Source organism: Sphingobium sp. RSMS (assembly GCF_005406185.4).
GTDB classification, from domain to species: domain Bacteria; phylum Pseudomonadota; class Alphaproteobacteria; order Sphingomonadales; family Sphingomonadaceae; genus Sphingobium; species Sphingobium fuliginis.
Genome location: NZ_CM191257.1, coordinates 122391 through 146312 on the forward strand (window position 1 = coordinate 122391; position 23922 = coordinate 146312).

Consider the following 23922-nt stretch of genomic DNA (forward strand, 5'->3'; position numbering starts at 1 on the left):
GCATGTGCAACCCGTCAAGACCGGCCGCCAGGTGGTGACACGCCTCGAAGAGGAGACCCGGATCGGCAAGGGCGGGACCCTGGCGGGCCAGCTCTCGCGGCTCGACCTGGTGGTGCTCGATGAGCTTGGATATCTGCCGTTCGCGCGCTCTGGTGGCCAGTTGCTGTTCCACCTGATCAGCAAGCTCTATGAACGCACCAGCGTCGTCATCACGACGAACCTCGCCTTCGGCGAATGGCCTACCGTGTTCGGGGATCCCAAGATGACCACCGCCTTGCTCGACCGCGTTACGCATCATTGCGATATCGTCGAGACCGGCAATGACAGCTGGCGCTTCAAAAACCGCAGTTAGTCGCCACTCTCACCCCATCTTCAAAACCGACTTGCGCTGTGCGCGCCTCCGGCCGGGCTACGCCCGACCTCCGCCGCGCACAGCGCAGGGCGCTCCCCACAACCCTCCGCTCAATCCCGGAAAGGGGGTCCCTCTTCAACGCCGATACGGGGTCCCGTTTGCGCGCCGTTTGACACACATGGCCGCACCAACCAGCTGGGCAAAGTTCATAAACCCTTGCCAACGGAGGGCCGTCCACACAGGATCGCTGTTCCAAATTGCAGCCAGTGGTCGAAAGCGTGGTCTGCTATCGGATTGTCGCCGGTTCCAGCCATCCGCGATAATGGACCAGCCGCCCGATCAGGGGCAATGCGATGGGCACATCGAAATGGAAGCGCCCGCCTTCGGCCCATTCGCGGGCGGGCGAACGCGGGGCAAGCCATGTTGGCAGGGGCAGGGGACCGATCCACCAACGCCGCATGACCATGGTCAATCCCTGAGCGTCGCCGGGAAGATCGAAGGCGAAGCGGAACGGGCCGAAGCGCTCGACAAGCCAGCGGCCCCGTTGGCTGAGGTGGCTCTGAAAGCGTCGCCCTCCAAAATTGCGGGTCCAGCTTTCGCGGCCGTCGGCTTCATGGAAATGAACATGCAGGCGATGAGTACCGGCTTTGGGAAAGCCCATGATCCGCGCGATCAATGCCGCGGCCGGGTTCGACGCGCCGGTCACCGTGGCTTCGCCCGCTGCGCCACCATCGCGAAATACATCATGAATGGCGCGCACCTCCGGTGGGAGCTGTCCGAAGCGATCACCCATGATGCGGTCATACAGGGACGGCGGAGCAGGCAGTTCCGCCCTATCGTGCTGGATGGCCAGATTTCCGAAGGCATCGGCATAATCGCTCAGCGTCAGCGCCTCTGCGGCATCGCGGGCGCCTGCGGCTTCCTGCCCCGATAGGATGCGGGCTACTATGGGCGCCACGGACAATGTCGGTATTTCCGGGCCATCGCCCCGGTCGGCGATCAGCGTCCATCGGCGCTCGACCTTTTGACCAGCCACGTCACCGAACAGGCGCACGATCATGGCGGAGCGATCGCTGCCCAGCGAACGGGTCAGGGATTGGAGAGGGTGAAGGAAGCGCGCGAGCGGCGCGAGAGTGGTGATGAGCCGCCAACGCACCAGCCAGCTGGCGAGCCAGAGCGCCCAATTCTGGAACCGGAGTTCCGTACCCGCCCGGAAGGTGACGGCCGGGCGTCCCGCCAACCTTTCGGGCAGAAGGGCGAGGTCGGGCACATCGACAAGCGCGACCTTGCGACCTGTGATCGCCCCCGTTCCCGCGCATCGGAACTGGACGGAACGCATCTCCTGCCATCCGAAGGCTTTCGCCCAGTGCTGACCGCGCCAGATGCGCAGGGGCTGGCCGACCTGTCCTGCTATGGCGGCGGAAACCGCCGGACCTGCCGTCGCCTTGTTGGATGCGCTGATCGCCATCTCGACCGCGCGCACCCTGTCCATGCCTTGCGCCAGATGACGCACCGCCGCGCCCGACAGCGCCGGCACGCTCGAAGCGCCGGAGAGGAGGATGACGCCTGCGGCTCTGGCGGCATCGTCCAACGCCCGGATGCCGCACACGAAATCGCGGCTGTCGGCGATATCGACATAGTGAACCCCGGCAGCAATGCAGGCTTTGGGGATGGAATGATCCATCGCCTGAAAGGGGCCTGAGGCATCCACCACTATGTCCGGCCTATGCTCCTCCAATGCGGTGGCGATCCGACTGCGATCCAGCGCCAGCGGCATCAGGCTGGGCGCATCCCCGCAAAAGGCGCGGGCCTTGTCGATGGACCGTCCAGCGACCAGCACCTCATGCCCTGCAGCGGCGAGACGCCGCGCGATGCGCCCGCCAAAGCCGCCATAGCCGCCAAGGAGCAAGATCCGGCTCACAGGATGCGGCGGGCCTGTTCCGTTGTCGGGATCCAACAGGTCGACCGCTTCCCGAACAGCCGATAACGATGGCGCGCAATCCAGCGATAGACGGGATCGCGCAGCCAGCGCGGAACGATACGGAATGCCGCCAGCCCATCCCAGGGGCGGTCCAGACCCGCCCATATGGCCAGCACCGCATCGCTGTCCCGCAAGGCGCGGCCGTCTTCCACCACGATCAAGCTTTCCGGATTGGCCGGGTCGATGCCGAACTGGCGGTAGAGCGCGGCCCCAATGTCACCTTGCATGGACGCGAGCCGAAAGCGACCGGCGCGGTCATGGCGCAGCACGAAAGCGGCATTGGCGGAGCAGAGCACGCACATGGCGTCGAAGACGATGATGGGGCCGTCGCTATCGCTCGACGCATCGTTCATGCAGCCTCCGCCAAGGGCATCCCAACCGTCCAATCGCCATCCAGCCCCAGTGGCGGCAGGGGATTGCCGACCAGCCCGCTGACCATCGCCGCCTGTATGGCGGTGGCCGGCCAGAGCTTGGACAAGGGGCCGACCACGCGGTCGCGGATCAACGGCAGCAGACGGCTGTCCGATTGATAGACCGGGGTGAACAGTGCGGTGAGCCATTGATAGGTCAGCACATGGCGACGGCGCAGTTCGATGGCGTGCCGAATCCCTTCATCGACACCATTCTTCTTTGCTAAACCCTGGGCCAGCGCCCAGGCGTCGAGCAACGCCATGTTGGCGCCCTGTCCCAGCTGAGGGCTGGCGGAGTGCCAGGCATCGCCGATATGGATCAGCGCCGGTCCCACTGGAGCCGCAAGGGTCCGATGGGCGTAGCGGGCGAAGGTCAATTGGTCAGCATCATGAATCTGATCGAGCAGCGGCATGCAGTCGGGCCATAGCTTGGCAACCTGCGCCTTCCATGGCGCCAGCCCGGCCTCGCGCCAGTCGTCCAGCCGGTCCGCGCGGAGCGACCAGAAGAAAGCAGCCTTGGGCATCGTCGCACCGGGCGGCGTTCCGATGGGCAGGACTCCCGCCATGATGCTGGCGCGCTCGTAACGCTGCGCGAGTGCGTGGGGATCGAATGTGGCGGTCTGCGGCCAGTCGAGGCTTGCCCACAGCGCGCCATAGGCCAGTTCCCGACCCGTGGGCGGCGCCAGCGCTGTGCGCGTGCCCAGCGCATCGACGACGAGATCATAGGGGCCACTCGTCTCTCCATCGGCAAAATGTAGCGCGCGCTTCAGCCCGACCGGGGCGCTCCCCGTCAGCGTGCGGCCGGTATGGACGGCTATTCCCGCCTGCAGGACGGCGTCATGCAGGATCGCGAACAGGCTGGCACGATGGATGCCAATGCCGAACATTTCCCGGTGGCGAAGGGCTGCATAATGGACGTCGAGGACAATCCGCCTGCCCGCCTTGCCGAAAAGGCGATCGACCCGCGCGCCCCGCGCCAGAGCCTCCTCCAGCAATCCCAATTGAAACAAGACCTTCATGCCCGTGGGCTGGAGCATCAAGCCGGACCCGATGGGTCGAGGCGTATCGAAGCGTTCGAACAGCGTTACATGATGTCCGGCACGATGAAGCAGCAGCGCCGCCGCCAGTCCGCACGGCCCGCAGCCCGCGATCGCAATGTCCAGCCCCCGCATGGTCGCTGTCTAGCTGAGGATACCGTCCTATCCAATAGGATTGCCACAAGCTTTTAAAATCAGCATTCTAGGGCGTGTGGGGATTCAGCCCATCACCCCTCCTTGGCGCCAAACGGACTTTCCTCCCGCCTGACGACGGTGCGGCGTGACAGAGCCGTCCTTACGCGATCCGCCAGCTCCTCGCGGCGATAGGGCTTGCCGATCACGTCGAGCCGCGTGCCGCGCGGGATGTCGGCGACCAGATCCTCATTATAGCCCGTGGTCATAAGGACTGGCGTTTCCGGATATAGTTCGTTGAACTTCTCGACCAGTTCCAGGCCGCTCATGCCACCCGGCATGACCATATCGGTGAAGAGCAGGTCGACCTTGATATTCTCAAGCTTCAGGAGCGCTTCCTCGCCGCTTGCGACAGGAATGACCCGGTACCCGATCGCAGCCAGTTGCTCGCTCGCCAGCGCGCGGACATCGTCACTGTCTTCGACCAGCAGGATCGTCTGTCCTCCGGCATCGCCTGAAATCGCCGGCGCTGGCATGGGCCGCACGGGGCCGGACACGGCCTCTTCGGGCGGCGCGACGGGAAAGAGCAGCCGCATCGTCGTTCCCTGCCCCGGCTCGGAGTCGATTTCCAGACGGCCGAGCGACTGCTGCACAAAGCCGTGGACCATTGCCAGGCCAAGGCCGGTGCCGCGCTCCTTGCCCTTGGTGCTGAAGAACGGTTCGGTGGCGCGCTGGCGAACCTCGGCGCTCATGCCATGGCCTTCGTCGCGGATGCTCAACACGACATAATCCCCTTCGGGAAGGCCATGCGCCGCCGCGTTGCCGTTCAGCTTCCAAAGCTCGGTCGCGATCGTCACGGTGCCGCCGCCCGGCATCGCGTCGCGGGCGTTGATCAGGATGTTGAGCACCGCCATCTCAAGATGCGTGGGGTCGATCTGCACCGCCGGGAGCCGGCGCTCCAGCGCGGTGACCAGCCTGATCTGCGGCCCCACGGTATTGTCGATCAGATCGCCGAATTCGTGGATCAGCTCGTTCATGTTGATCCGGCGCGGCTCGAGCCGGGTCTTGCGCGCGAAGGCAAGCAACTGGCGCGTCAGCCTCGCGCCGCGCTCGGCAGCCCGGGCAGCATTGCCCAGCATCCGCCGCTGGGCATCGTTCAGATCGTCTCCGAGCACGATGTCGAGATTGCCTGTCACCACCTGCAGCAGGTTATTGAAATCATGCGCCAGGCCGGCAGTCAGTTGTCCGATCGCCTCCATCTTCTGCGCCTGACGAAAAGCCTGTTCAGAGGAGCGCCGACGCGTGACGTCAAGCTGGCTGGCGAAGAAATAGAGGAGCGTGCCGTCGTCATCATAGACGGGCGCCACGAACACCGCGTTCCAGAAGGGACTGCCGTCGCGGCGATAGTTCAGGATTTCGGTGGAAATCGCTTCCTGCGCCCTTACGGCTTCGCGAAGGGCGCGGACGGTTTCCCTGTCGGTGTCGGCCCCCTGCAGGAAACGGCAATTGCGGCCGACGACTTCGCTTTCCTCATAGCCTGTCAGATCGAGAAACGCTTTGTTGGCGAAGACGATGGGATTGTCGCCCTGGCGCGGATCGGTAAGGATCATCGGCATCCGCGTCATCTGCAAGGCAGCGAAGAACACCGTACCGCGCTGGTCGAGCCCAGGTTCCGCCACGGTCGATCGCTTCCAGTGATGCGTCGGCCGGGCACCTGTCGGACTATAGGAGCTGGTGTCTTCCAGATCGCCGGCTGGCTCGCCGGTCGCTTCGTTGGGATTGACGGGCGCTTCTGCGCCATCCTTGTCGGCCACGGGCTACCTCAAATCAGTTTCAACATCGCAATAAATCTTCACCGGCGATCTGGTTGCCATGAGTCTTCGATCGAGATTATCGGCCCGGTCCCACCGTCCCGTCTGCAACCAGTTCAGGCGTTTTGCGTTTGCGTCCAGCATCAGAAGAATTTTTTCCCGGGGGATCGATGAAAAAGCCAGAACCGTCGCGCGCGATCAGCGCTGACGAATGGCGCCAGATCGTCGATGGCGCGGTTGGCACGGCGATCGTCACCACCGATCTCGAAGGCCGGGTGACGAGTTGGAACGAGGGCGCGTCCCGGATGCTGGGCTGGACCGCCTCTGAGGTTCTGGGCGAGACGCTGGAGCGCCTGTTCCCCCCCGGAGAGGGCGCCTCGGCGCTCCGACAAGAGATGACCGACGCGCTGACCGTCGGCCGTGGCGGCGGAACGGAAGGTTGGCGCATTTGCCGCGACGGATCGCAGATATGGGCCGTAGGCGAAATGTCGCCGATCCGCGATCAGGCCGGTTCCGTGGTCGGATTCACGAAGATTTTGCACGATCGCACGAAAAGCAGGGAAGCGCAGGAGGCGATCTCCGAAGAGCGGCGCGCGCTGGAGATACTCAATCGGGCCGGCTCCGCGCTGGCGGCCAAGACCGATCTTCAGGAACTCGTCCAGATCGTCACCGATGCGGGGGTCGAACTGACCGGCGCCGAATTCGGCGCCTTCTTCTACAATGTCGAGAATGAGGCCGGGGAGAGCTACATGCTCTACACCCTATCCGGGGCGCCGGCAGAGGCCTTCTCCAAATTTCCGATGCCGCGCAACACATCGGTGTTCGCGCCGACCTTCTCGGGCGAAGGGATCGTTCGCTCCGACGATATAACCAGGGACCCGCGTTACGGGCAGAATGCGCCACGCAAGGGCATGCCCGAGGGACATCTGCCCGTGCGCAGCTATCTGGCCGTGCCGGTCATTTCGCGCAGCGGAGAGGTGATCGGGGGCCTGTTCTTCGGCCATGCCGATATCGGCGTCTTCGACGATCGGTCGGAACGGGGCCTGGAAGGCCTGGCGGCCGAGGCGGCCGTCGCAATCGATAATGCCAGGCTGTTTCAGGCGCTCGAGCGCGAGCTTGCACAACGGCGGAAGGCGGAGAGCGAGCTGGCCGACAGCGAAGCGCGCTTGCGGCTGGCCACTGAAGCGGCTGAAATCGGCACCTGGGACTACCACCCCGCCTCGAACGAACTTCGGTGGGATGTTCGGTGCAAGCAACTCTTCGGTTTATCCCCGGAGGCGGCAGTCACCTATGCGGGCTCCTTCATCGCGGGAATTCATCCGGACGACCGGGAGCGCGCGGATGAGGCCGTCCGGCGAGCGATCGATCCCGAGGGCATGGGCCGCTACGACATAGAATATCGCACCATCGGTATCGAGGATGGACGGCAGCGGTGGATTTCCGCGAACGGCCGCGCGCTCTTCGATACCGACCAGGGAACGCGGTTTGTCGGGACCGTGATCGACATTACCGAGCGGAAGGCGACCGAGGACAGGTTGCACCAGCTTAACGAGCGGCTGGAAGAACAGGTCGAGGCCGAAATCCGCAAACGCGCGGAAGCGGAAGAGGCGCTGCGCCAGTCGCAGAAGATGGAGGCGATAGGACAACTCACCGGCGGGATCGCCCACGACTTCAATAACCTGTTGGCAGGCATCATCGGCAGCCTGGAAATCATCGAAAGGCGCATTTCCGAAGGCCGGACCGAGGGTATAGAGCGCTTCATCAACGGTGCGCAGACCTCCGCCCGGCGCGCCGCGGCGCTGACCCAGCGGCTCCTCGCCTTCTCTCGTCGCCAGACCCTCGATCCCAAACCGACCGACGTGAACCGGTTGGTCTTCGGTATGGAGGACCTCATCGCCCGCACCGTCGGCCCGGCCATCAAGGTCGAGGTCGTCGGCGCCGCAGGCCTCTGGCCAACCAGGATCGACACCGTCCAGCTTGAAAGCGCGCTCCTCAATCTCGCCATCAACGCTCGCGACGCCATGCCCGACGGCGGCAAGCTGACGATTGAGACCGCGAACAAGTGGCTGGACAATCGCGCCGGGCGGGAACGCGACCTGCCGCCGGGGCAGTATATCTCGGTGTGCGTCACCGACACGGGGACAGGCATAGCCAGGGACATCGCCGACCGGATCTTCGATCCGTTCTTCACGACCAAGCCGATCGGCCAGGGCACGGGCCTAGGTCTTTCCATGATCCACGGTTTCGTGCGGCAGTCCGGCGGCCAGGTTCGCGTCTACAGTGAGACAGGGCAGGGAACGACGATGTGCCTCTATCTGCCCCGCTACTCCGGTGATGTCGCGGACGATACCGCGGCGGCGGAATCACCGATCCCGGAAACGGGCGCGGGGGAAACCGTGCTCGTGATCGACGACGAACCGACCGTTCGCATGCTCATAGTAGAGGTGCTCGAAGAGGCTGGATATGTCGCACTCGAAGCCGAAGATGGCCCCTCAGGGTTGAAAATCCTTCAGTCCGACGTCCGGGTCGACCTGCTCATCACCGATGTCGGATTACCCGGAGGCATGAACGGCCGACAGATCGCCGACGCGGCGCGCGTCGGTCGCCCGGACCTGAAGGTGCTTTTCGTGACCGGGTTCGCGGAGAATGCCGCTGTCGGCAACGGGCATCTTGAGAGGGGCATGGAGGTTATCACCAAACCATTTGTGATGACCGAACTCGCGAACAAGATCACCGACATGATCGAACATCGGCACCTCGGCGCCTGATCGACGCCGATCTCCGGCCGCGTCGGCCAAAGGTCATCTTGAGGGGCGTGGCATGAGATAGCTGACCGTCCCGACCTGAGGACTGAAAATTGGCGATAGCGCGTTGTTTTCGTCTGTTTGGATGGCTGATTACTGCCAGACGGCATATTCACCATGGGGATGGACGACAGCCAGCAGCCGGTCGTGCCCCGGCCCCGACCATAGCCGCAGTTCGAACTGCCGCGCGGTCTCATTCAGTTCCATCCGGAGCCAGAAGAACGGCGCATCGGCCGTCGCGGCAGCGGCATGGCTCTCCAACGTCGCAAGGATTTGCGCCTGCTCGACCGGCAGGATATATTGCCAGACCACCGAGTGGAACACGACCGTCGCGAAGCCAGTCTTAGGTGCCGCGCGCTGCACGAAACGCGCTGCATTCTCAGCCTCGACCACCAGCGAACCGCTTTGACCCAGCGCGACCGCCGCCTGCAGGCGTTCCATTCTCTCCCGCTGCTCAGCCCAGCAATAGGACAGCAGACGGGTGGCATCGGCCGTCTGCCGGATGTCGATCGGGCGACGGTCGCAGGCATGCCGCTCCGCCACGATCAAGTCCCGGTCCAGCGAGGGTGCCGCTCCTTCCCATCGGCTTGGGACAATCACGGAACTGGCCGGATCGCCCCAGATCGTCCCGCCGATCTCATAGCGAAACGCATCCCACAGGCTGTTCAGCCCCGCGCTCGCGCCCAGTTCAAAGCAGCGTAGCGGGAGCCCGGCCTCGCGCCCGATCGTCAGGAACCCGCCCAGCAGGCATGCCGAGCGCCGCACCTCATTGGTCTGCGGCTCATGTGCCAGAATGGCGGCCACCGGCCCGGCATGGTCGATCAGCACCTGCTCCGCCGTCACCCAGGCCTGTTCCGGATCCTCTGCCGCAGGCGGGTAGCAGGCTGCCAGAGCGGGCGCTTGCCCGCTCAGCACCAGATAATGCAGGCTCGCCAGCAGCCGGAGCGCGACGGCATCGCGCACCAGTCGATCGGCCGGAACCCCGCTCCAGTCCGCCAGCAGATGCGACACTATCCCGCCCGGGATGATGGCCCTGCCCGCCCGTTCCAGCACAGCCGCGCTGAACGGCGCACCCAGCGTCGCGCAGGCATGAGATTGGCGTTCAAAGGCTTCCAAAAGCGTGTTCGACATGGCGGTCTCCCGGATATTCGCTTGCCCGGAAAAGCCCCCATCGACATTGATCGGTCAATCTTGATAAATATAATCAATATGAAAGAGAGCGATTGGATATCCGCCGAGGAGGCGCAGTTGCGCCTGGGCGTTCGCGCGCAGACGCTCTATGCCTATGTCAGCCGCGGGCATGTTCAGGTGCGTGCCCATCCAGCGGACGCGCGCCGCAGCTTGTATCGAGCGACCGATGTGGATGAACTCGCCGTCCGCAACGGGCGCAGCCGCAAGCTGGCGGATGTGGCGTCCGCCGCCATCGTCTGGGGCGAGCCCGTCCTGAGTTCGGCGATCACCACGGTGCGCGCCGGCCGTTTCTTCTATCGCGGCCATGATGCCGTCGGACTAGCGGAGGATCGGCCGCTCGAAGCCGTCGCTCGCCTGCTGCTCGGCGAAGACCAACCCAGCGCCGACAACATGGAGCGAACCCCACCGCCCGACCATGTCGATCTCCACCATCGCCTCTACCAGATGCTGGCGGGGCGTGCCGCGGCCTCGCCGCCGATGCTGGGATCGAGCGACGGTATGATTGCTGCCGAAGCGGCGCTGCTGCTGGACCTCGTCGCGGATGCGGCCGCTGGCGCTGTCCTGCCTGGCCCGATCCATCAGCGGCTGGCGAACAGTTGGGGCGCCGACCCCCATGGCGCGACGGCTGACCTCATCCGCCGCATGATGATATTGGTCGCCGATCATGAATTGAACGCCTCCACTTTCGCGGCGCGTGTGACTGCATCGACCGGCGCCTCGCTGGCCGCCGCTGTCCTTTCCGGCCTTTCGACGCTTTCCGGCCCGCGCCATGGCGGCATGAGCGCCATGGCGCGGCGTTTCGCCGCCGAAGCCGAGCTGCATGGCGCGCGGGACGCTGTCCACGCGCGGCTGGTTGAGGGGCGGTCCCTGCCGGGTTTCGGCCATCCACTCTATCCGCAGGGCGACATAAGGGCGAAAGCGCTGCTCGACGGCTTCGAACTGCCCGCCTCGCTGGCGGCATTGCGGGCAGCGGCGAAGGATCTGGCCGATGTCGAACCCAATATCGACTTCGCCATGATGGCTATCTGCCTGTCCTGCGGCATGCCTGCCCAGGCGCCCTTTGCCCTGTTCGCGACAGCGCGCAGCGCAGGCTGGATCGCCCATGCCGTTGAACAAAACCGGACGGGCAAACTGATCCGGCCTCGTGCTCGCTATGTGGGACCGGAACCGCTGATCGGGTCGGATTGACGGACCGGGCCTTGGCCGCGACACGGCTGTGCTTCAAGCCTCCATGCGGTCCGGCGTGTCTCCCTTGGCGACCCGCAGCAGCAGATAGCCCAGCAAGCCGGAAAGCAGGGAGCCGGCGAGGATGCCGATCTTGGCTTCGGCCTGGAGCATCGCGTCGTTCGAAAAGGCGAGAAGCGTGATGAACAGGCTCATCGTGAACCCGATCCCGCACAGGAGCGCCGTGCCCAGCATCTGGAGGCGGCCCGCATGAGCAGGCATGTCGGCCATGCCGAGCCGGATGGCGAGCATCGATGCGCCGAACACACCCACCACCTTGCCGACCAGCAGGCCTAGCCCGACGCCCAGCGTGACCGGCGCGACAAGGGCCTCCGCCCGAAGGCCGAGAAGGGGAACGCCCGCATTCACCAGCCCGAAGAGCGGCACGATCAGGAACCCCACCGGCCAGTGCAGCAGATGTTCGAGCCGATGGAGCGGGCTATGTTCCTCCAGATCCGGTTTGCCGGGCGTCCCTTGCAGCGGAATGGCGAAGGCGAGGATCACGCCCGCCAATGTCGCATGGATGCCCGAGCGCAGGACGAAGAGCCACAATAGCGTGCCGATGAGCAGATAGGGAATGAGCCGGCGCACGCCGGAACGATTGAGCGCGAACAACAGGATGGTGACGGCCGCCGCGCCGCCGAGGTCGATCAGCGAGAGTTTTGCCGTGTAGAAGAAGGCGATGATGACGACCGCGCCAAGATCGTCGATGATGGCGAGCGCCGTCAGGAAGACGCGCAAGGAAATGGGAACGCGGTTGCCCAACAGCGCGATCACGCCCAGTGCGAAGGCGATGTCCGTCGCCGCCGGGATCGCCCATCCCCGCGCGGTCGCACCGCCGTTCAACGCCAGATAGACGAGCGCAGGCACCGCCATGCCGCCCGCCGCCGCAATGCCGGGCAATATTCGACGGGGCCAGGTGGAGAGTTGCCCGTCCATCACCTCCCGCTTGATCTCCAGCCCGACGAGCAGGAAGAAGACCGCCATCAGCCCGTCATTGACCCAGTGATGCAGGGACAATGGGCCAATCCGGCTGTGCAGCAGATGTTCATAAGCCCGACCGAGGGGTGAATTGGCGATCAGCATCGCCAGCGCGGCCGCGACCATGAGAATGATTCCGCCGGAGGCCTGTCCTTTGAGAAACTGGCGCAGGGCGCTGAGCGGCTTCACACGCAAGAGGGCCATCGAGAAAACTCCCGGCAAGTCATCAGCCCGCTGGCGGCCCGACCAACGGCTATCAACCTGCCCGCCCGACAGCCGAAGCGAACACCCGTCGCCGCTATGGCAAATGCGCTCGCGGCGCACAACCGTATCCGAAGTCAGGCAGCGGGCCGCGGAGGATGAGGAGGGAGCATGGGGCGCTTTCCTGATCCCTGAGCCGGGCGCGGCAACTGAATCGACGCTGTCGCCTCTTCCGCATGCAATGGATTGTGCTCGATCAATGATGATCGGCCCAACGGTCTGCTATCCTTGCCGGGCAGGTGGGGCAGAAGATTACAGCCAATTAAATTGCGCAATTTCGCTGGAGGGGCGAAGGAGGGGCATCGGATCGGAAAGGCGCCCAAGGATGGAAGGCGGGCTGGAGACTGTCTATCATAGCTGCCGCGCCGAACTGCTGCGCTTTCTGCTGGCGCGCACCGGCAGTGCGGCGGAGGCCGAGGATATTCTGCAGGACATATGGCTGCGGGTCGGTCAGGGCCGAAGCGGTCCTGTCGCCAATGGGCGCGCCTATCTCTATCGGGTCGCGCAGAATCTGGTGCTGGACCGCCTGCGGGAGGCGCGGCGGCGCGCGGTGCGGGAGCAGGGTTGGATGGAGATGGCCGCCGGCGTGGACCTGCGGCATGCCGATCCCGCCGATCCGAACGCCGATGCGCTGGCGCAGATGACCGAGCGGGAGGAGGTGGCGCGGCTTGCTTCCGCGATCGCCAACCTGCCTGCCGGGGCGCGACGCGCCTTCCAGTTGCACAAGCTGGAGGGGCTGTCGCATGACGAGGTGGCGCAGCGGCTGGGGATCAGCAGGAGCGGGGTCGAGAAACATATGGCGGTCGCGATGAAATATCTGCGCCGGGCCCTGTGCGAGGACTGAGGCGGAGCGGGCATGATGGCGTCACAGCGGGACACGGGAGCATGAGCGGGAGGCGGCGCCCCGAACGGGCGGGCTTCGATGGGACCGGCTTTGGTGGGATAGGGCCATGACGGAGACGATCCTCGACCAGGCGATCGCCTGGCACCGCGCGCAGGATGACGCGGATTTCGACTGGGACGGCTTTACGCTGTGGCTGGAGGCCGATCCCGCGCATCGAACCGCGTTCGATTCCATTGCGCTGGTCGATGCCCGGATCGTCGAGCATCGCGCGACGCTGGCGGCGCTGGTGCCGCCGGTGGACATGCCGGGTCCGGCCATCGCGGCGGAGGCGCCGCGCCGGCGACGGCGGTGGGTGGGCGGTGGAGTCGCGGCGGCGCTCGCGCTTGCCGTCGCCATTCCCGCCTTGCGATCGCCCGCGCCGCAACCGGCGGACTATCGCACCGGGCCGGGGCAGGGGCGCACCATCCTGCTCAAGGACGGCTCCCGGATCGCGCTTGCCGCCTCCAGCCATTTGCGCGTGGAGGGCGCGGCGCAGGACCGGCTGGCGCTGGAGGGCAGCGCCCTGTTCGACATTCCTCACCGGCCCGGGCGGACGATGACGATCGAGGCGGGCGGGCAGCGGATCAGCGACATCGGCACGCGTTTCGACATATTGGCCGACGCCCGGACGATGCGGGTGGCCGTGGCGGAGGGCAGGATCAGCATCGCGCCGCGCGATGGCGGGGATGCGATCCCATTGCCGGCCGGGCGGCAACTGCTGGTCGATCGGCTGACGCATCGCGGCGCGACCAGCGCCGTATCGCCCGGCACCGTCGGCAGCTGGCGGCAGGGACGGCTGGTCTATGAGGCCGTGCCGCTCTCTCTGGTGGCGTCCGATCTCAGCCGCTATGCAGGGGTGCCTGTCAGGGTCGGGGCCGATGTCGCCGACCGGCCATTTTCCGGTGTGTTGATCGTGGGGGACGGATCGGGCCTTGTCAGGGAAGTCGCGCAGTTCATGGACCTTCGCACCGTGCATCAGGGCGGCGCTGTGCTGCTGCGCGCTGGCGCCCGCTAGCGTCGGGGCTGAGGAGCGGCCGATCCATGTCGAACCCGCGCCGCTGGCCCAGGCGCTGACGGCGCTGTCGCGGCAGACCGGGATAGCGATCGGCTTCGAAGGCCGCCTGCCCGGCCTTCGGTCGCGCCGCGTCGACGGGCGGATGACGGTGGAGCAGGCGCTGGCCCGGATGCTGGAGGGAACGGGGCTGGAGGCGCGGCGCCTCTCCCCCACCGCCTATCGCCTGGTGCAAGCCGCGCCGCCGGCATCGCGCCGCGACCCCGTCCGGCCAGCGCCTCCGCTTCCGCCGGAGGGGTCGGTGGATATCATCGTCACCGGCACCAAGCGGGAGGAGCCTCTTGCCCGGCTGCCGATTTCGGTCGCGATCGTGCAGGCGCCCGGCGAGCAGGGCGGCGCGCTGCTTCCGGGCACAGAGGAGGTTGCGCAGCGGCTGGACGGCCTGACGCTCACCAATCTGGGACCGGGGCGCAATCGCCAGTTCATCCGCGGCGTGGCGGACAGTCCCTTCAACGGAAACAGCCAGTCGACCGTCGCCATCCTGATCAACGATGCGCGCGCCACCTATAATGCGCCCGATCCCGACCTGAAGCTGGTCGATGTCGAGCGCGTGGAACTTTTGAAGGGACCGCAGGGGTCGCTTTACGGCACCGGCACGCTGGGGGGCGTCTATCATATCGTCACGCGCCCGCCCGATGCGGGGTCGTTCGCGGCAATGGCGGGCATGGGCGCATCACTGGCCACCCACGGCGAAATGGGCGGCAGCGCGGAGGCGATGGTCAACCTGCCGGTCGTGGCGGACCGGCTGGCGTTGCGCGCCGTGGCCTATGCGGTCCGCGAGCCGGGATGGATCGACACGGCGGGCCGGGGGGATGCGAACCGGGGTGAGTTGCGCGGCGGGCGCGTGGCGTTGCGCGCGCTGGCGGGGGACTGGACCGTCGATCTCAACGGCATGGCCCAGATGCGGGACGTTGCCGACAGCCAATATGTCTATGCCCGCCATGCGTTGGAGCGGCCCGCCCAGCCTGCCGAGCCGCACGACAATGATTTTGCCCTGATGGCGCTGCGCGTCGCGGGAAAGCTGGGCGGCGCGGACCTGGTCTATGCCGGCAACTGGGTCGATCATGACGTATCGAGCACGCTGGACGCGAGCGATCTTTCCGCCTCCGCCTTCGGCATTGCTCCCCCGGCGCTTTATCTGGAGCAGCGCCGCAATCGCCTGTTCGACCAGGAAGTGCGTCTGTCGCAGACGCGGGATGACGGTCTGTCCTGGCTGGCGGGTCTCTCCTTCGTGGATGTGCGCAACCATCTCTCCGGCGTGGTCCGGGGGGTGCGGGATGAGACGGTCGGGACCGGCATACAGGGCGTGGTCGAATTTTCGGCCTTCGGCGACATGCGCATGCCGCTGACCGGGGCTCTGTCGCTCAGCGTCGGCGGCCGCCTGTTCCATTCCCGCATAGAGGAGGAGCAGGGCGCGCGCCACGCACGGATCGAGGCGTCGGTTGCGCGCAGCGGCTTTACGCCTTCGCTGGCCCTGTCCTGGCAGGCGGGCGCGCATGATTTCCTCTATGCGCGTTATGCCGGGGCGCTGCGGCCCGGAGGCCTTAGCCGGACCGGCGCCGCTTCGGCCGAGCGGTTCGAATCCGACGAGCTGCAGACGGTCGAGATGGGCTGGCGGCATTCGGCCTCCGCCTGGCTGACGATCAATCTCGACGCCTTCCTGACGACATGGTCGCATATGCAGTCGGATTATCTGCTGGCCGACGGGTTGATCGGTACGCGCAATGTCGGCGATGCCCGCATCCGGGGGGTCGAGGCGTCGGTGGACTGGAAACCGGCCGCCGGATGGGCGATCAGCGCCGGGCTGGTCGGGCAGAGCGCGCTGTTGACCCGCACGAACGAGGGCTTGCGGCTGGAGGACCGGCATTTGCCTGTCATTCCCGACTGGAAGGCGCGGCTGGGGGTGAACCGCCATTTCGATCTGTCCGGCTGGAGCGGCAGCATGGGCGTGAACCTTGCCTATCTCGGTCCTTCCCGTCTCAGTTTCGATCCGGGCCTCGACCGGCGGATGGGCGACTATGCGCTGGCGAATGCCGATCTGGCGCTGCGCCGGAAGGATTGGAGCATCCGGCTGTCGGGCAGCAATCTGCTGGACTGCAAGGCGGACAGCTTCGCCTTCGGCAATCCCTTCGCGCTCGCCAGGGGCACGCAATATACGCCGCTGCGGCCGCGGCAATGGGCGATCGGGTTCACGAAAAACTGGTGACCGGCCTTCGCCCTGGAGCCAATCGGCATTCGGAAGATGAAGAGCCGAAAATGGTGGTTTTCCGTGACCCGGAGCGCAACCTGCTCAAGGTAGGTGAGCACCGGAAACACGGAAAAGCGTCATTTGCAGGCCGTCAGGGCTGAATGTCGATCGGCTCTAGCGCATAGGTGGCGGTATAGCCGACATGGTCGGAAAGCATGGCGCCGTCCGCCCCATGGCCGAAGGGAATGTCGATCCGGCGCAGCGTCAGAGTCATCTGCCGGCCCGACGCGAAAAACTCCCAGTCGCGGGCGCGCCGTTCCGACAGGCGGGCATCGGCGGAGAAGGGCAGGTGCAACCCTTCGGCAGCGGCATAGGCATTGTCCATGGGCGTGCCGAAGCTCCAGTCCCGCGCCGCATGGTCCATAAGGTCGACGCGCCGCTCGACCGCCTGGCCTGCATTGAAATCGCCGCCGACGATCAGCGGGTCGTGAGGGTCGTGCCATTGGCGGATGAAGGCGGTGAGGCTGGCGATCTGAAGGCTGTGGGCATGGTTGGAGCGGGCATCCGGCACGTCGGAGGCGCGACGGCTGTTGAGATGCGTAGTGACTATATCGATCGGCCCGGGCTGGCCGGGAAGGCTGATCCGCACCAGCAGGGCGCCCTTGTTCGCCAGGCAGTCGAACCCGGCACAGGCGAAGCGCGGAAAGGCCATGCGGTGGACGGCGACGATGGGAAAGTCGGACAGGATCTGCAGGCCGCTGCCGACATATTTGCCGATGCCCTCGCCGTGGAGCGGGCTCTCGCCGGCGACGAAGCGCTGCTCCGTGACCGCCGGTCGCGCATCGTTCGTCGTCCGGTCGTCCGGGCCGTCCGCGACATAGGCATAGCCGGCCGCCCGTCCGATCGCCCTCGCATCGTCGGTAAAGGCTTCCTGCAACAGCACGACATGGGGATTGCGCCCCTCCGCGCGCATGTCGCGCAGCGTCGTTGCGATGCGGTCGAAATCGGCTTCGCGCCCCCAGGCCAGCGGCCAGGGCAGGCCATGGACATTATAGGTCATGACCGACAGGGCGCCATCGAAGCCGATGGGGACGGGCGGCGGCGGGAGGGCGCGCGTGTCAGCCGGAGGCGCCGCCGCGATCAGTGCGGCGACGGCGATCATGCGGAAAGTCCATGTCGGAATGCGCACAGCTTCTTCTCCTGTGGCGCAACGACGATGCCCGCAGAGCAACACCGCAGTTGTCGCCGGGCGATAAAAATATTCATGCAGCAACTGCGGTCCTTTGCGGCGATGGCGTCTTCCCGATGAGGGCGAAAGGCGGATATGGCGCAAATTGTCACAGGCAGGTCATCACCCGGCATCATAGCGGCGCTCGATAGGCGCAGGCGTGCTGGGGGTGTGGACCTGTCATGAAACGACTTCTTCTTTCCCTTCATGATGTTGGTCCATGTTTCGAGGGTGAAGTCGATCGACTGCTGGATCGGCTTTCGATGCACGCCGCGCCCGGCGCGCTCGCGATGCTGGTGGTGCCCAATCATTGGGGCGCGCACCCGCTGCTGCCCGGATCGCCCTTCGCGACGCGGCTGCGTGGCTGGGCGGAGGCCGGCGTCAGCATGTTCGCCCATGGATGGTTCCACAGGGACATGGCGACCCATGACAATGCCCTGGATCGGTTCAAGGCGCGGCGCATGACCGCCGGGGAGGGCGAGTTTCTGGGTCTGGACGGGGCGACCGCTGCACGGCGGATGACCGACGGCCGCGATCTGATCGAACAGGTTACGGGCCTGCCGGTGGCGGGCTTCGTCGCGCCCGCCTGGCTTTACGGCAGCCCTGCGCGCGCCGCGCTTGGCCGGTGCGGATTCGCCTTGGCGGAGGATCATATGAAGGTGTGGCATCCGCCATCGGGCAGGATATTGGCCCGTGGACCGGTCATCACCTGGGCCAGCCGCAGCCGGGCGCGCATCGCATCCTCCCTGCTGGCGGCGCGGCTGTTGCCGCCTGTCCTGCGCCATGCGCCGGTCGCGCGGGTCGCGGTGCATCCGGGCGACGCGCATGTGCCCGCCCTGCTCGACAGCATCGACCGGGTGGTGCGGCGTCTGGGGCGGACCCACCGCCCGGCGCGCTATGGCGATCTGCTGGCTGGCTGAAATGCGTATCCTGACCTTCCTCCACAGTTTCGAGCCGGGCGGCGTCGAGCGGGTCGCGCTGCGGCTGGTGCGCCGCTGGCGGGACCAGGGCATCGACGCGCCACTGTTCCTGGGGCGCGGCGATGGCGCGATGGGCGCTGAACTGGGCCATGACCTTGACCCTCATGTGCCGCGCGGGCCGGGCTTTTCCGTTGCCGGGTTCGAGACCCTGTGGATGATCATGACATTGCCGGGCTTCATCCGCCGGACGCGGCCGGACGCGATGTTCTGCGCGGGCAACAGCTATGCGGTGGTCGCCGTGGCGATGAAGCTGCTGCTGGGACGCCATTGCCCGCCCGTCCTGGCGAAGATCAGCAATGACCTGGAGCGGCGGGACATGGTCTGGCCGGTGCGTACCGCCTACCGGTTATGGCTGCGCATCCAGGGGCGGTTCATCGATCATTTCGTCGCCATGGCGCCGGGGCTGGAGCGCGAGATTGCCGCGCTCGTCCGGCCGGGAGCCGGGGCGATCAGCATCATCCCCGATCCGGCGCTGTCGCTGGACCAGATCGACCGGCTGCGCGCCGTCCGGCGGAAGAGGGCGGGCAAGGGGCGCCGGTTCGTCGCCATCGGCCGGCTGGCGCGACAGAAGAATTTCGGGTTGATGCTGGACGCCTTCGCGCGGGCCGCGGGCACCGACGATCGTCTGCTGATCTTCGGCGAGGGCCCGGAACGCGGCAGGCTCGCCGCGCGGTCCCGCCGGCTTGGCATTGCCGGACGCCTTTGCTTCATGGGCCATGTTCCCGATCCCGCCCTGAGGATCGGGCAGGCCGACGCCTTCCTCCTCTCGTCCGATTATGAAGGAGTTCCCGCCGTGGTGCTGGAAGCGCTGGCGGTCGGCCTGCCGGTCATCGCGACGGAGTGCAGCGCCGCGATGCGGTCCTTGTTGGGCGACGGCGCGTTGGGGAGGCTGGTGCCGGCAGGTGATCTTGCCGCCTTCGCAAGGGTTCTGGCCGACGCGCCGGGGCCCCAGCATGCCGCCGCCAGTCTGGCCCAGGCGCGGCGCTTCACGCTGGAGGCGGCCGCCCCCGCCTATCTGGACAGCTTCGCCCGAATTGCCGCGCGACCGACTGAGGCGTTCCTCATTGCGTGTCGTCAACCCATCCCGTCCACAATGACGAGTTCCTTATGACCGGCAACAGCTCCACCGGCCTGCTTCCTCCTCCCGTCGTGCCGCTCGACCCGCCGGTGCTCGACCCCAAGCCGCTGATCCAGTCGGGCCGCAACTGGACCCGCTGGGCCGGGCCGCTGGTGTCGGTGCTGATCCTGGTCGTCGCGCTGCACCAGTTCCATGGAATCGACCCGTCCAGCCTGTGGGCGATGCTGCCCGGCAGCATCGCCTTCTGGGCGGCGTTCGCGCTTTACTATCTGGCCGGGCCGCTTTCCGAATGGGTGATCTTCCGCCGTCTCTGGGCGATCCCGGCAGACGGCTTCGCAGCGCTGCTGCGCAAGCTGGTCAGCAACGAGATACTGCTCGGCTATCTCGGCGAAGTCTATTTCTACGCCTGGGCGCGGCGCAGCGGGAAGATCACGACCGCGCCGTTCGGCGCGATCAAGGATGTGACGATCCTTTCCGCGCTGGTCGGCAACGGCGTCACATTGGTCATGGTCGCCTTCGCCGTGCCGCTGCTGGGGGCGGTGGACGCGCGGCTCAACAGTTGGGAAGTGGGCGGGTCGATCCTGTTCGTGCTGGCGACATCGCTGGTGGCGATGCTGCTGCGCAGGCGGCTGTTCACCCTGCCGCGCGCGGAATTGCGGGTCGTTGCGGGCATCCATCTGGCCCGCATCGTCGCGACCACGGTGCTGGCGGCGATGATGTGGCACATGCTGCTGCCCGACATCGAACTCAGCTGGTGGATCCTGCTCGGCACGCTGCGCCAACTGGTATCCCGCCTGCCCTTCCTGCCGAACAAGGATGTGGTGTTCGCAGGCATGGCTGCCTTCCTGATCGGGCGCGACAGCGAGATCGTGTCGGCGATGGCGTTGATGGCCTCGCTCATCCTGGTGGCGCATCTGCTGGTCGGCATGGCGCTGGGCGCGACGGGCCTCATGAAGGAGAGCGAGGCGCAATGATCGCGACGCTGCTGCTCGCCGCCGCCATCCCCTCCACTCCCGACCTTGGCAAGGCGGAGGGCCAGTGCCGGGTGGATGAAAAGGGCCCGTCCTTTCTGGTCGACGTCAACCGCCTCAAGGACCGCAAGGGACGGCTGAAGCTGGAACTGTACCCCGCGGACGACGCGGACTTCCTGGCCGACGACAATCTGCTGGTCGCGGCCGGCAAGCCCTTCCGCCGGGTGGAGGTGGCGGTCCCGGCCACCGGGCCCGTGCAGCTCTGCATCCGCGCGCCCGGTCCCGGCACCTATGCGCTCAGCCTGCTGCACGACCGCGACGCCAACCGCCGTTTCTCGCTTTCGGTCGACGGGATCGGCTTTCCCGGCAATCCGAAGCTGGGCTGGTCCAGACCGTCCGCCGCCGCCGCCAGGGCGGTCGTCGGCAGCGGCCCCGCCCATATCGGCATCATCGTCAATTATCGCCGGGGGCTGCTGTCCTTCGGCCCGGTGGAGAAATAGGCCATGCGCATCGTCGACGTCTGCGCCTTCTACGCGCCCAGCGGCGGCGGGGTGAAAACCTATGTGGAGCGCAAGCTGCGCGCCGGGGCGCTGGCCGGGCATGAGGTCATCATCCTCGCGCCGTCCGACAGCGACCGGGTGGTGGAGGCGGGCGGCGGCAGGATCGTCATGCTGCCCGCGCGCCGCTTTCCGCTGGACCGGCGCTATTCCTATTTCGACGACGAAGCGTCGCTCCATGCCATGCTCGACCGGTTGCAGCCCGATCTGGTCGAGGCCTCCTCGCCCTGGGCCAGCGCGGCGATGGTGGCGCGGTGGCGGGGCGGCGCGCCGCGCGCGCTCATCATGCACGCCGATCCGCTGTCGGCCTATGCCTATCGCTGGTTCGGATCGGTGCTGAGCCGCGAGGCGATCGACCGGGGGTTCGACTGGTTCTGGCGCCACCTGCGCCGGCTGGACGAGCGGTTCGATCTGGTGGTCAGCGCCAGCGACAGCCTGTCGCGCCGGCTGGAGGCGGGACGGCTCCGGCGGGTGATGACGCTGCCCATGGGCGTCGAGCCGGGGCATTTCAGCCCCGCGCATCGGCATGAGGGGCTGCGCGCCCGCCTGCTGGAGCGCTGCGGGCTGGGGCCGGAGGCGACGCTGCTGCTGGGTGTTGGCCGTCACGCCCCGGAAAAGCGCTGGCCGATGGTGATCGATGCGGTGACGTCGGCGGGCTTTTCGACGCCGGTCGGTCTGGTGCTGGTCGGTGACGGGCGGGAGAGAGGGCGGGTGCGCCGGGCGTCGGCCCATAACCCGCACATCCAGCTGCTGGCGCCGATGCATTCCCGCCCGGCGCTGGCCGAACTGCTCGCCAGCGCCGACGCGCTCGTCCATGGCTGCGAGGCGGAGACCTTCTGCATGGTCGCGGCCGAAGCGCGCGCCAGCGGCCTGCCGGTCATCGTGCCCGACGAAGGCGGCGCGTCCGATCAGGCGCGCAGCGGCGGCGGACTGCTCTATCGCGCGGGACAGGCGGACAGTCTGGCCGGCGTGATCGCGAAATTCGCGCGCGCCGATGCGGTGGCGCGGCGCCGGGCGGCGCTGGAGTCTGCGCCGGCCGTCATGACCATGGACGACCATTTCGACCGGCTGTTTGCGGCCTATGGCGATATTGCAGGGGCACGACGCCATGTTGCTTGACCGACGCATCACCCGCCCCCTGCGCCCGCACATTCCCCTTCCGGCCTTTCGGAAATCGCCGCAGGATGCGGTGGAAGTCCATCCCTGCGGCCTGCGCCATCGATCGACTTGCGAGTGCTGGTCGTTCGTGGCCGCCATTCTTTGGTGGTTGTTGCGTGCCGATCGGCAACATGGGAAGCGGCCGGGACGACCCTGACCGCGGCATCAGGTCGCGCGGGAGCCAATACCTGACATTCAAATAAAGATAATCGGTCTTCTTCGATATTTCGAAAGTTATATATCCATCCCGCAAATTGTGATCGGAAGTGAATATAATCCCCTTTGCATCGGAAACAGTAAACACTGCTAACGTTTCTCTAACCTTTCCTGCTCCAATATTGGTTCAGATCAATAGGTGTCGAAATCACCGGAGGGGGAAACGTCATGCGCAAATATTGTGCGTTGTTCCTTTTGGGTCTCTTGCCGAATGCGGCGATGGCAACGGATGCCACAACGACGATGGGCGTGTCGGCCACGGTATTGAACGTCTGCCTGGTTTCGGCGACGAACATGGCGTTTGGCAGCTATGATCCGACATCGGCGTCTCCGACCGATGCGACCAGCACGATCAATGTCACCTGCACGCCGGGCACATTGTTCAACATAGGATTGAACGCCGGAAGCGCCGTCGGAGCGACGGTATCGACCCGGAAGATGCTGAGCGGCGCCAATCCGCTCGGCTACGCGCTCTACAGCAATTCGGGACGCAGCACGAACTGGGGCAACTCGGTGGGGTCGGACACGGTCGCCCAGACCGCGTCGACGATCCTGCCGGCGGCGTTCACCGTTTATGGCCGCATCCCCGCCCAGCAGAGCGTCGCGGCCGGCAGTTACACCGACACGGTGACGATCACCGTCAGCTACTGAAGGCAGGCCCGGTCATGACAATCAGGCGGCATGGCGCAGGACCCGGACGGGTTCTGGCGGTGATGGTCGGCGCCCTGTTCTGGGGGATCGCGCCGTCGGCGAATGCGGGCGCGCTGCGCATCCTGCCGGTGCGGATCGAAATGGCGGCCGAGAAACAGTTTTGCAGCCTGACCATCGCCAATGATGACAAGGCGCCCGCGACTGTCCAGGTCAGGGGTTTTGGCTGGCGCAAGGATGCGAACGGCATCGACCTGCTGGACCCGGACGGGGGGCCGGTCGTCAATCCCTCCATTCTCAGCATTCCCGGCGGGTCGAGCCGGCTGGTCCGGTGCAGCCTGCCGGCGCGCAGCGGGTCGCGTGAAGAGAGCTACCGCCTGATCATCGATGAATTGCCGATGGCGACGATTGCTCCCGGTACCGTGCGGACGTTGCTTCGCATCAGCATGCCGATATTCCGCGCGCCGTCGGGCGCGGCGCCCCTGCTTCGCTGGTCGGTCGGAAAGGGTGCGGATGGACGGCGGACGCTCATTCTGTTCAACCAGGGCGACCGGCATGTCCAGGTCACGGCGATCGACATGACGCCTGCCGGGGCTGGCGGGAAAGTCACGCGGCTCGACCGTGGTTTCTACCTGCTGGCGGGCGGGCGCATCGACCTGCCGCTTGAATCCCCGGATGGCGATGCGATCAGCGGAGTGCAGGTGGAGACGGCCACTGGCCCACTCGCCGCGTCAACCGCCGTCGCCGAGCGGTGAGGGC

The 23922-nt window shown here is 66.3% G+C and carries 19 protein-coding genes and 1 pseudogene; 13 read left to right on the forward strand and 7 right to left on the reverse strand.

The genetic code is table 11. The features are described from left to right. Positions 1 to 31: 31 nt before the first annotated feature. Positions 32 to 352: pseudogene (locus EGM87_RS00575) on the forward strand (ATP-binding protein); the annotation flags it as partial. Positions 353 to 638: 286 nt separating this feature from the next. On the opposite strand, the gene EGM87_RS00580 reads toward EGM87_RS00575, so the two are convergent. The 4 genes from EGM87_RS00580 to EGM87_RS00595 form a co-directional block, all read right to left on the reverse strand. Then, entirely contained in the window at positions 639 to 2273 is a 1635-nt protein-coding gene (locus EGM87_RS00580) for a saccharopine dehydrogenase family protein (RefSeq protein WP_208759559.1), read from the reverse strand. Continuing rightward, positions 2270 to 2686 (reverse strand): thiol-disulfide oxidoreductase DCC family protein, encoded by a 417-nt coding sequence (locus EGM87_RS00585; protein WP_044661685.1) that lies wholly within the window; start codon positions 2684 to 2686, stop codon positions 2270 to 2272. The genes EGM87_RS00580 and EGM87_RS00585 overlap by 4 nt, the downstream gene beginning before the upstream one ends. Then, entirely contained in the window at positions 2683 to 3915 is a 1233-nt protein-coding gene (locus tag EGM87_RS00590; RefSeq protein ID WP_137709326.1) for an FAD-dependent oxidoreductase, read from the reverse strand. The genes EGM87_RS00585 and EGM87_RS00590 overlap by 4 nt, the downstream gene beginning before the upstream one ends. Positions 3916 to 4007: 92 nt before the next feature. Next, complete coding sequence (locus tag EGM87_RS00595; protein ID WP_137709325.1) at positions 4008 to 5726, reverse strand: histidine kinase famiy protein; 1719 nt, start codon at positions 5724 to 5726, stop codon at positions 4008 to 4010. Positions 5727 to 5893: 167 nt separating this feature from the next. On the opposite strand from EGM87_RS00595, the gene EGM87_RS00600 reads away from it, so the two are divergent. Next, positions 5894 to 8491 carry a PAS domain S-box protein gene (locus EGM87_RS00600; protein ID WP_137709324.1) on the forward strand — a complete coding sequence of 866 codons (2598 nt, stop codon included), beginning with the start codon at positions 5894 to 5896 and terminating at the stop codon, positions 8489 to 8491. Between the two features lie 129 nt (positions 8492 to 8620). On the opposite strand, the gene EGM87_RS00605 is transcribed toward EGM87_RS00600, so the two are convergent. Then, a complete protein-coding gene (locus EGM87_RS00605; protein WP_137709323.1) occupies positions 8621 to 9658 on the reverse strand; it encodes a DUF2332 domain-containing protein in 1038 nt (345 codons plus the stop codon). A 78-nt stretch (positions 9659 to 9736) separates the two neighbouring features. Here EGM87_RS00605 and EGM87_RS00610 point away from each other — a divergent pair, with 78 nt between their 5' ends. Then, the gene (locus tag EGM87_RS00610; protein ID WP_137709322.1) at positions 9737 to 10906 is read left to right on the forward strand and encodes a citrate synthase; all 1170 of its coding nucleotides are present in this window, start codon (positions 9737 to 9739) and stop codon (positions 10904 to 10906) included. A 33-nt stretch (positions 10907 to 10939) separates the two neighbouring features. Here the strand turns inward: EGM87_RS00610 and nhaA are convergent, their stop codons facing one another. Beyond that, positions 10940 to 12127 carry a Na+/H+ antiporter NhaA gene (gene nhaA, locus EGM87_RS00615; RefSeq protein WP_103001755.1) on the reverse strand — a complete coding sequence of 396 codons (1188 nt, stop codon included), beginning with the start codon at positions 12125 to 12127 and terminating at the stop codon, positions 10940 to 10942. Between the two features lie 382 nt (positions 12128 to 12509). On the opposite strand from nhaA, the gene EGM87_RS00620 reads away from it, so the two are divergent. The 3 genes from EGM87_RS00620 (at position 12510) to EGM87_RS00630 (ending at position 16345) form a co-directional block, all read left to right on the forward strand. Continuing rightward, the gene (locus EGM87_RS00620; protein WP_025547227.1) at positions 12510 to 13028 is read left to right on the forward strand and encodes an RNA polymerase sigma factor; all 519 of its coding nucleotides are present in this window, start codon (positions 12510 to 12512) and stop codon (positions 13026 to 13028) included. Between the two features lie 106 nt (positions 13029 to 13134). Continuing rightward, complete coding sequence (locus EGM87_RS00625) at positions 13135 to 14082, forward strand: FecR family protein (protein ID WP_137709321.1); 948 nt, start codon at positions 13135 to 13137, stop codon at positions 14080 to 14082. Continuing rightward, positions 14000 to 16345, forward strand: a complete 2346-nt coding sequence (locus EGM87_RS00630; protein WP_137709320.1) for a TonB-dependent receptor — start codon at positions 14000 to 14002, stop codon at positions 16343 to 16345. Before EGM87_RS00625 ends, EGM87_RS00630 begins: the two co-directional genes overlap by 83 nt. 133 nt (positions 16346 to 16478) lie before the next feature. On the opposite strand, the gene EGM87_RS00635 is transcribed toward EGM87_RS00630, so the two are convergent. After that, complete coding sequence (locus tag EGM87_RS00635) at positions 16479 to 17516, reverse strand: endonuclease/exonuclease/phosphatase family protein (RefSeq protein WP_130029848.1); 1038 nt, start codon at positions 17514 to 17516, stop codon at positions 16479 to 16481. A gap of 221 nt (positions 17517 to 17737) precedes the next feature. Here EGM87_RS00635 and EGM87_RS00640 point away from each other — a divergent pair, with 221 nt between their 5' ends. The 7 genes from EGM87_RS00640 to EGM87_RS00670 all read left to right on the forward strand — a co-directional run bounded on the left by EGM87_RS00640 (position 17738) and on the right by EGM87_RS00670 (position 23918). After that, on the forward strand, positions 17738 to 18475 hold the full coding sequence (locus EGM87_RS00640) for a polysaccharide deacetylase family protein (RefSeq protein ID WP_044661695.1): 738 nt from the start codon (positions 17738 to 17740) through the stop codon (positions 18473 to 18475). A gap of 1 nt (position 18476) precedes the next feature. Next, the gene (locus tag EGM87_RS00645; RefSeq protein WP_167706564.1) at positions 18477 to 19646 is read left to right on the forward strand and encodes a glycosyltransferase; all 1170 of its coding nucleotides are present in this window, start codon (positions 18477 to 18479) and stop codon (positions 19644 to 19646) included. After that, on the forward strand, positions 19643 to 20587 hold the full coding sequence (locus tag EGM87_RS00650) for a hypothetical protein (RefSeq protein WP_061936836.1): 945 nt from the start codon (positions 19643 to 19645) through the stop codon (positions 20585 to 20587). Before EGM87_RS00645 ends, EGM87_RS00650 begins: the two co-directional genes overlap by 4 nt. Next, a complete protein-coding gene (locus EGM87_RS00655) occupies positions 20584 to 21084 on the forward strand; it encodes a DUF2141 domain-containing protein (RefSeq protein ID WP_137709318.1) in 501 nt (166 codons plus the stop codon). Before EGM87_RS00650 ends, EGM87_RS00655 begins: the two co-directional genes overlap by 4 nt. Positions 21085 to 21087: 3 nt before the next feature. Beyond that, positions 21088 to 22260, forward strand: a complete 1173-nt coding sequence (locus EGM87_RS00660; protein WP_137709317.1) for a glycosyltransferase — start codon at positions 21088 to 21090, stop codon at positions 22258 to 22260. 474 nt (positions 22261 to 22734) lie between these two features. Next, positions 22735 to 23166 (forward strand): Csu type fimbrial protein, encoded by a 432-nt coding sequence (locus EGM87_RS00665; RefSeq protein WP_226869815.1) that lies wholly within the window; start codon positions 22735 to 22737, stop codon positions 23164 to 23166. Positions 23167 to 23180: 14 nt separating this feature from the next. Beyond that, positions 23181 to 23918: a fimbrial biogenesis chaperone gene (locus tag EGM87_RS00670; protein ID WP_137709316.1), complete on the forward strand. Its 738-nt coding sequence runs from the start codon at positions 23181 to 23183 to the stop codon at positions 23916 to 23918. Positions 23919 to 23922 lie beyond the last annotated feature (4 nt).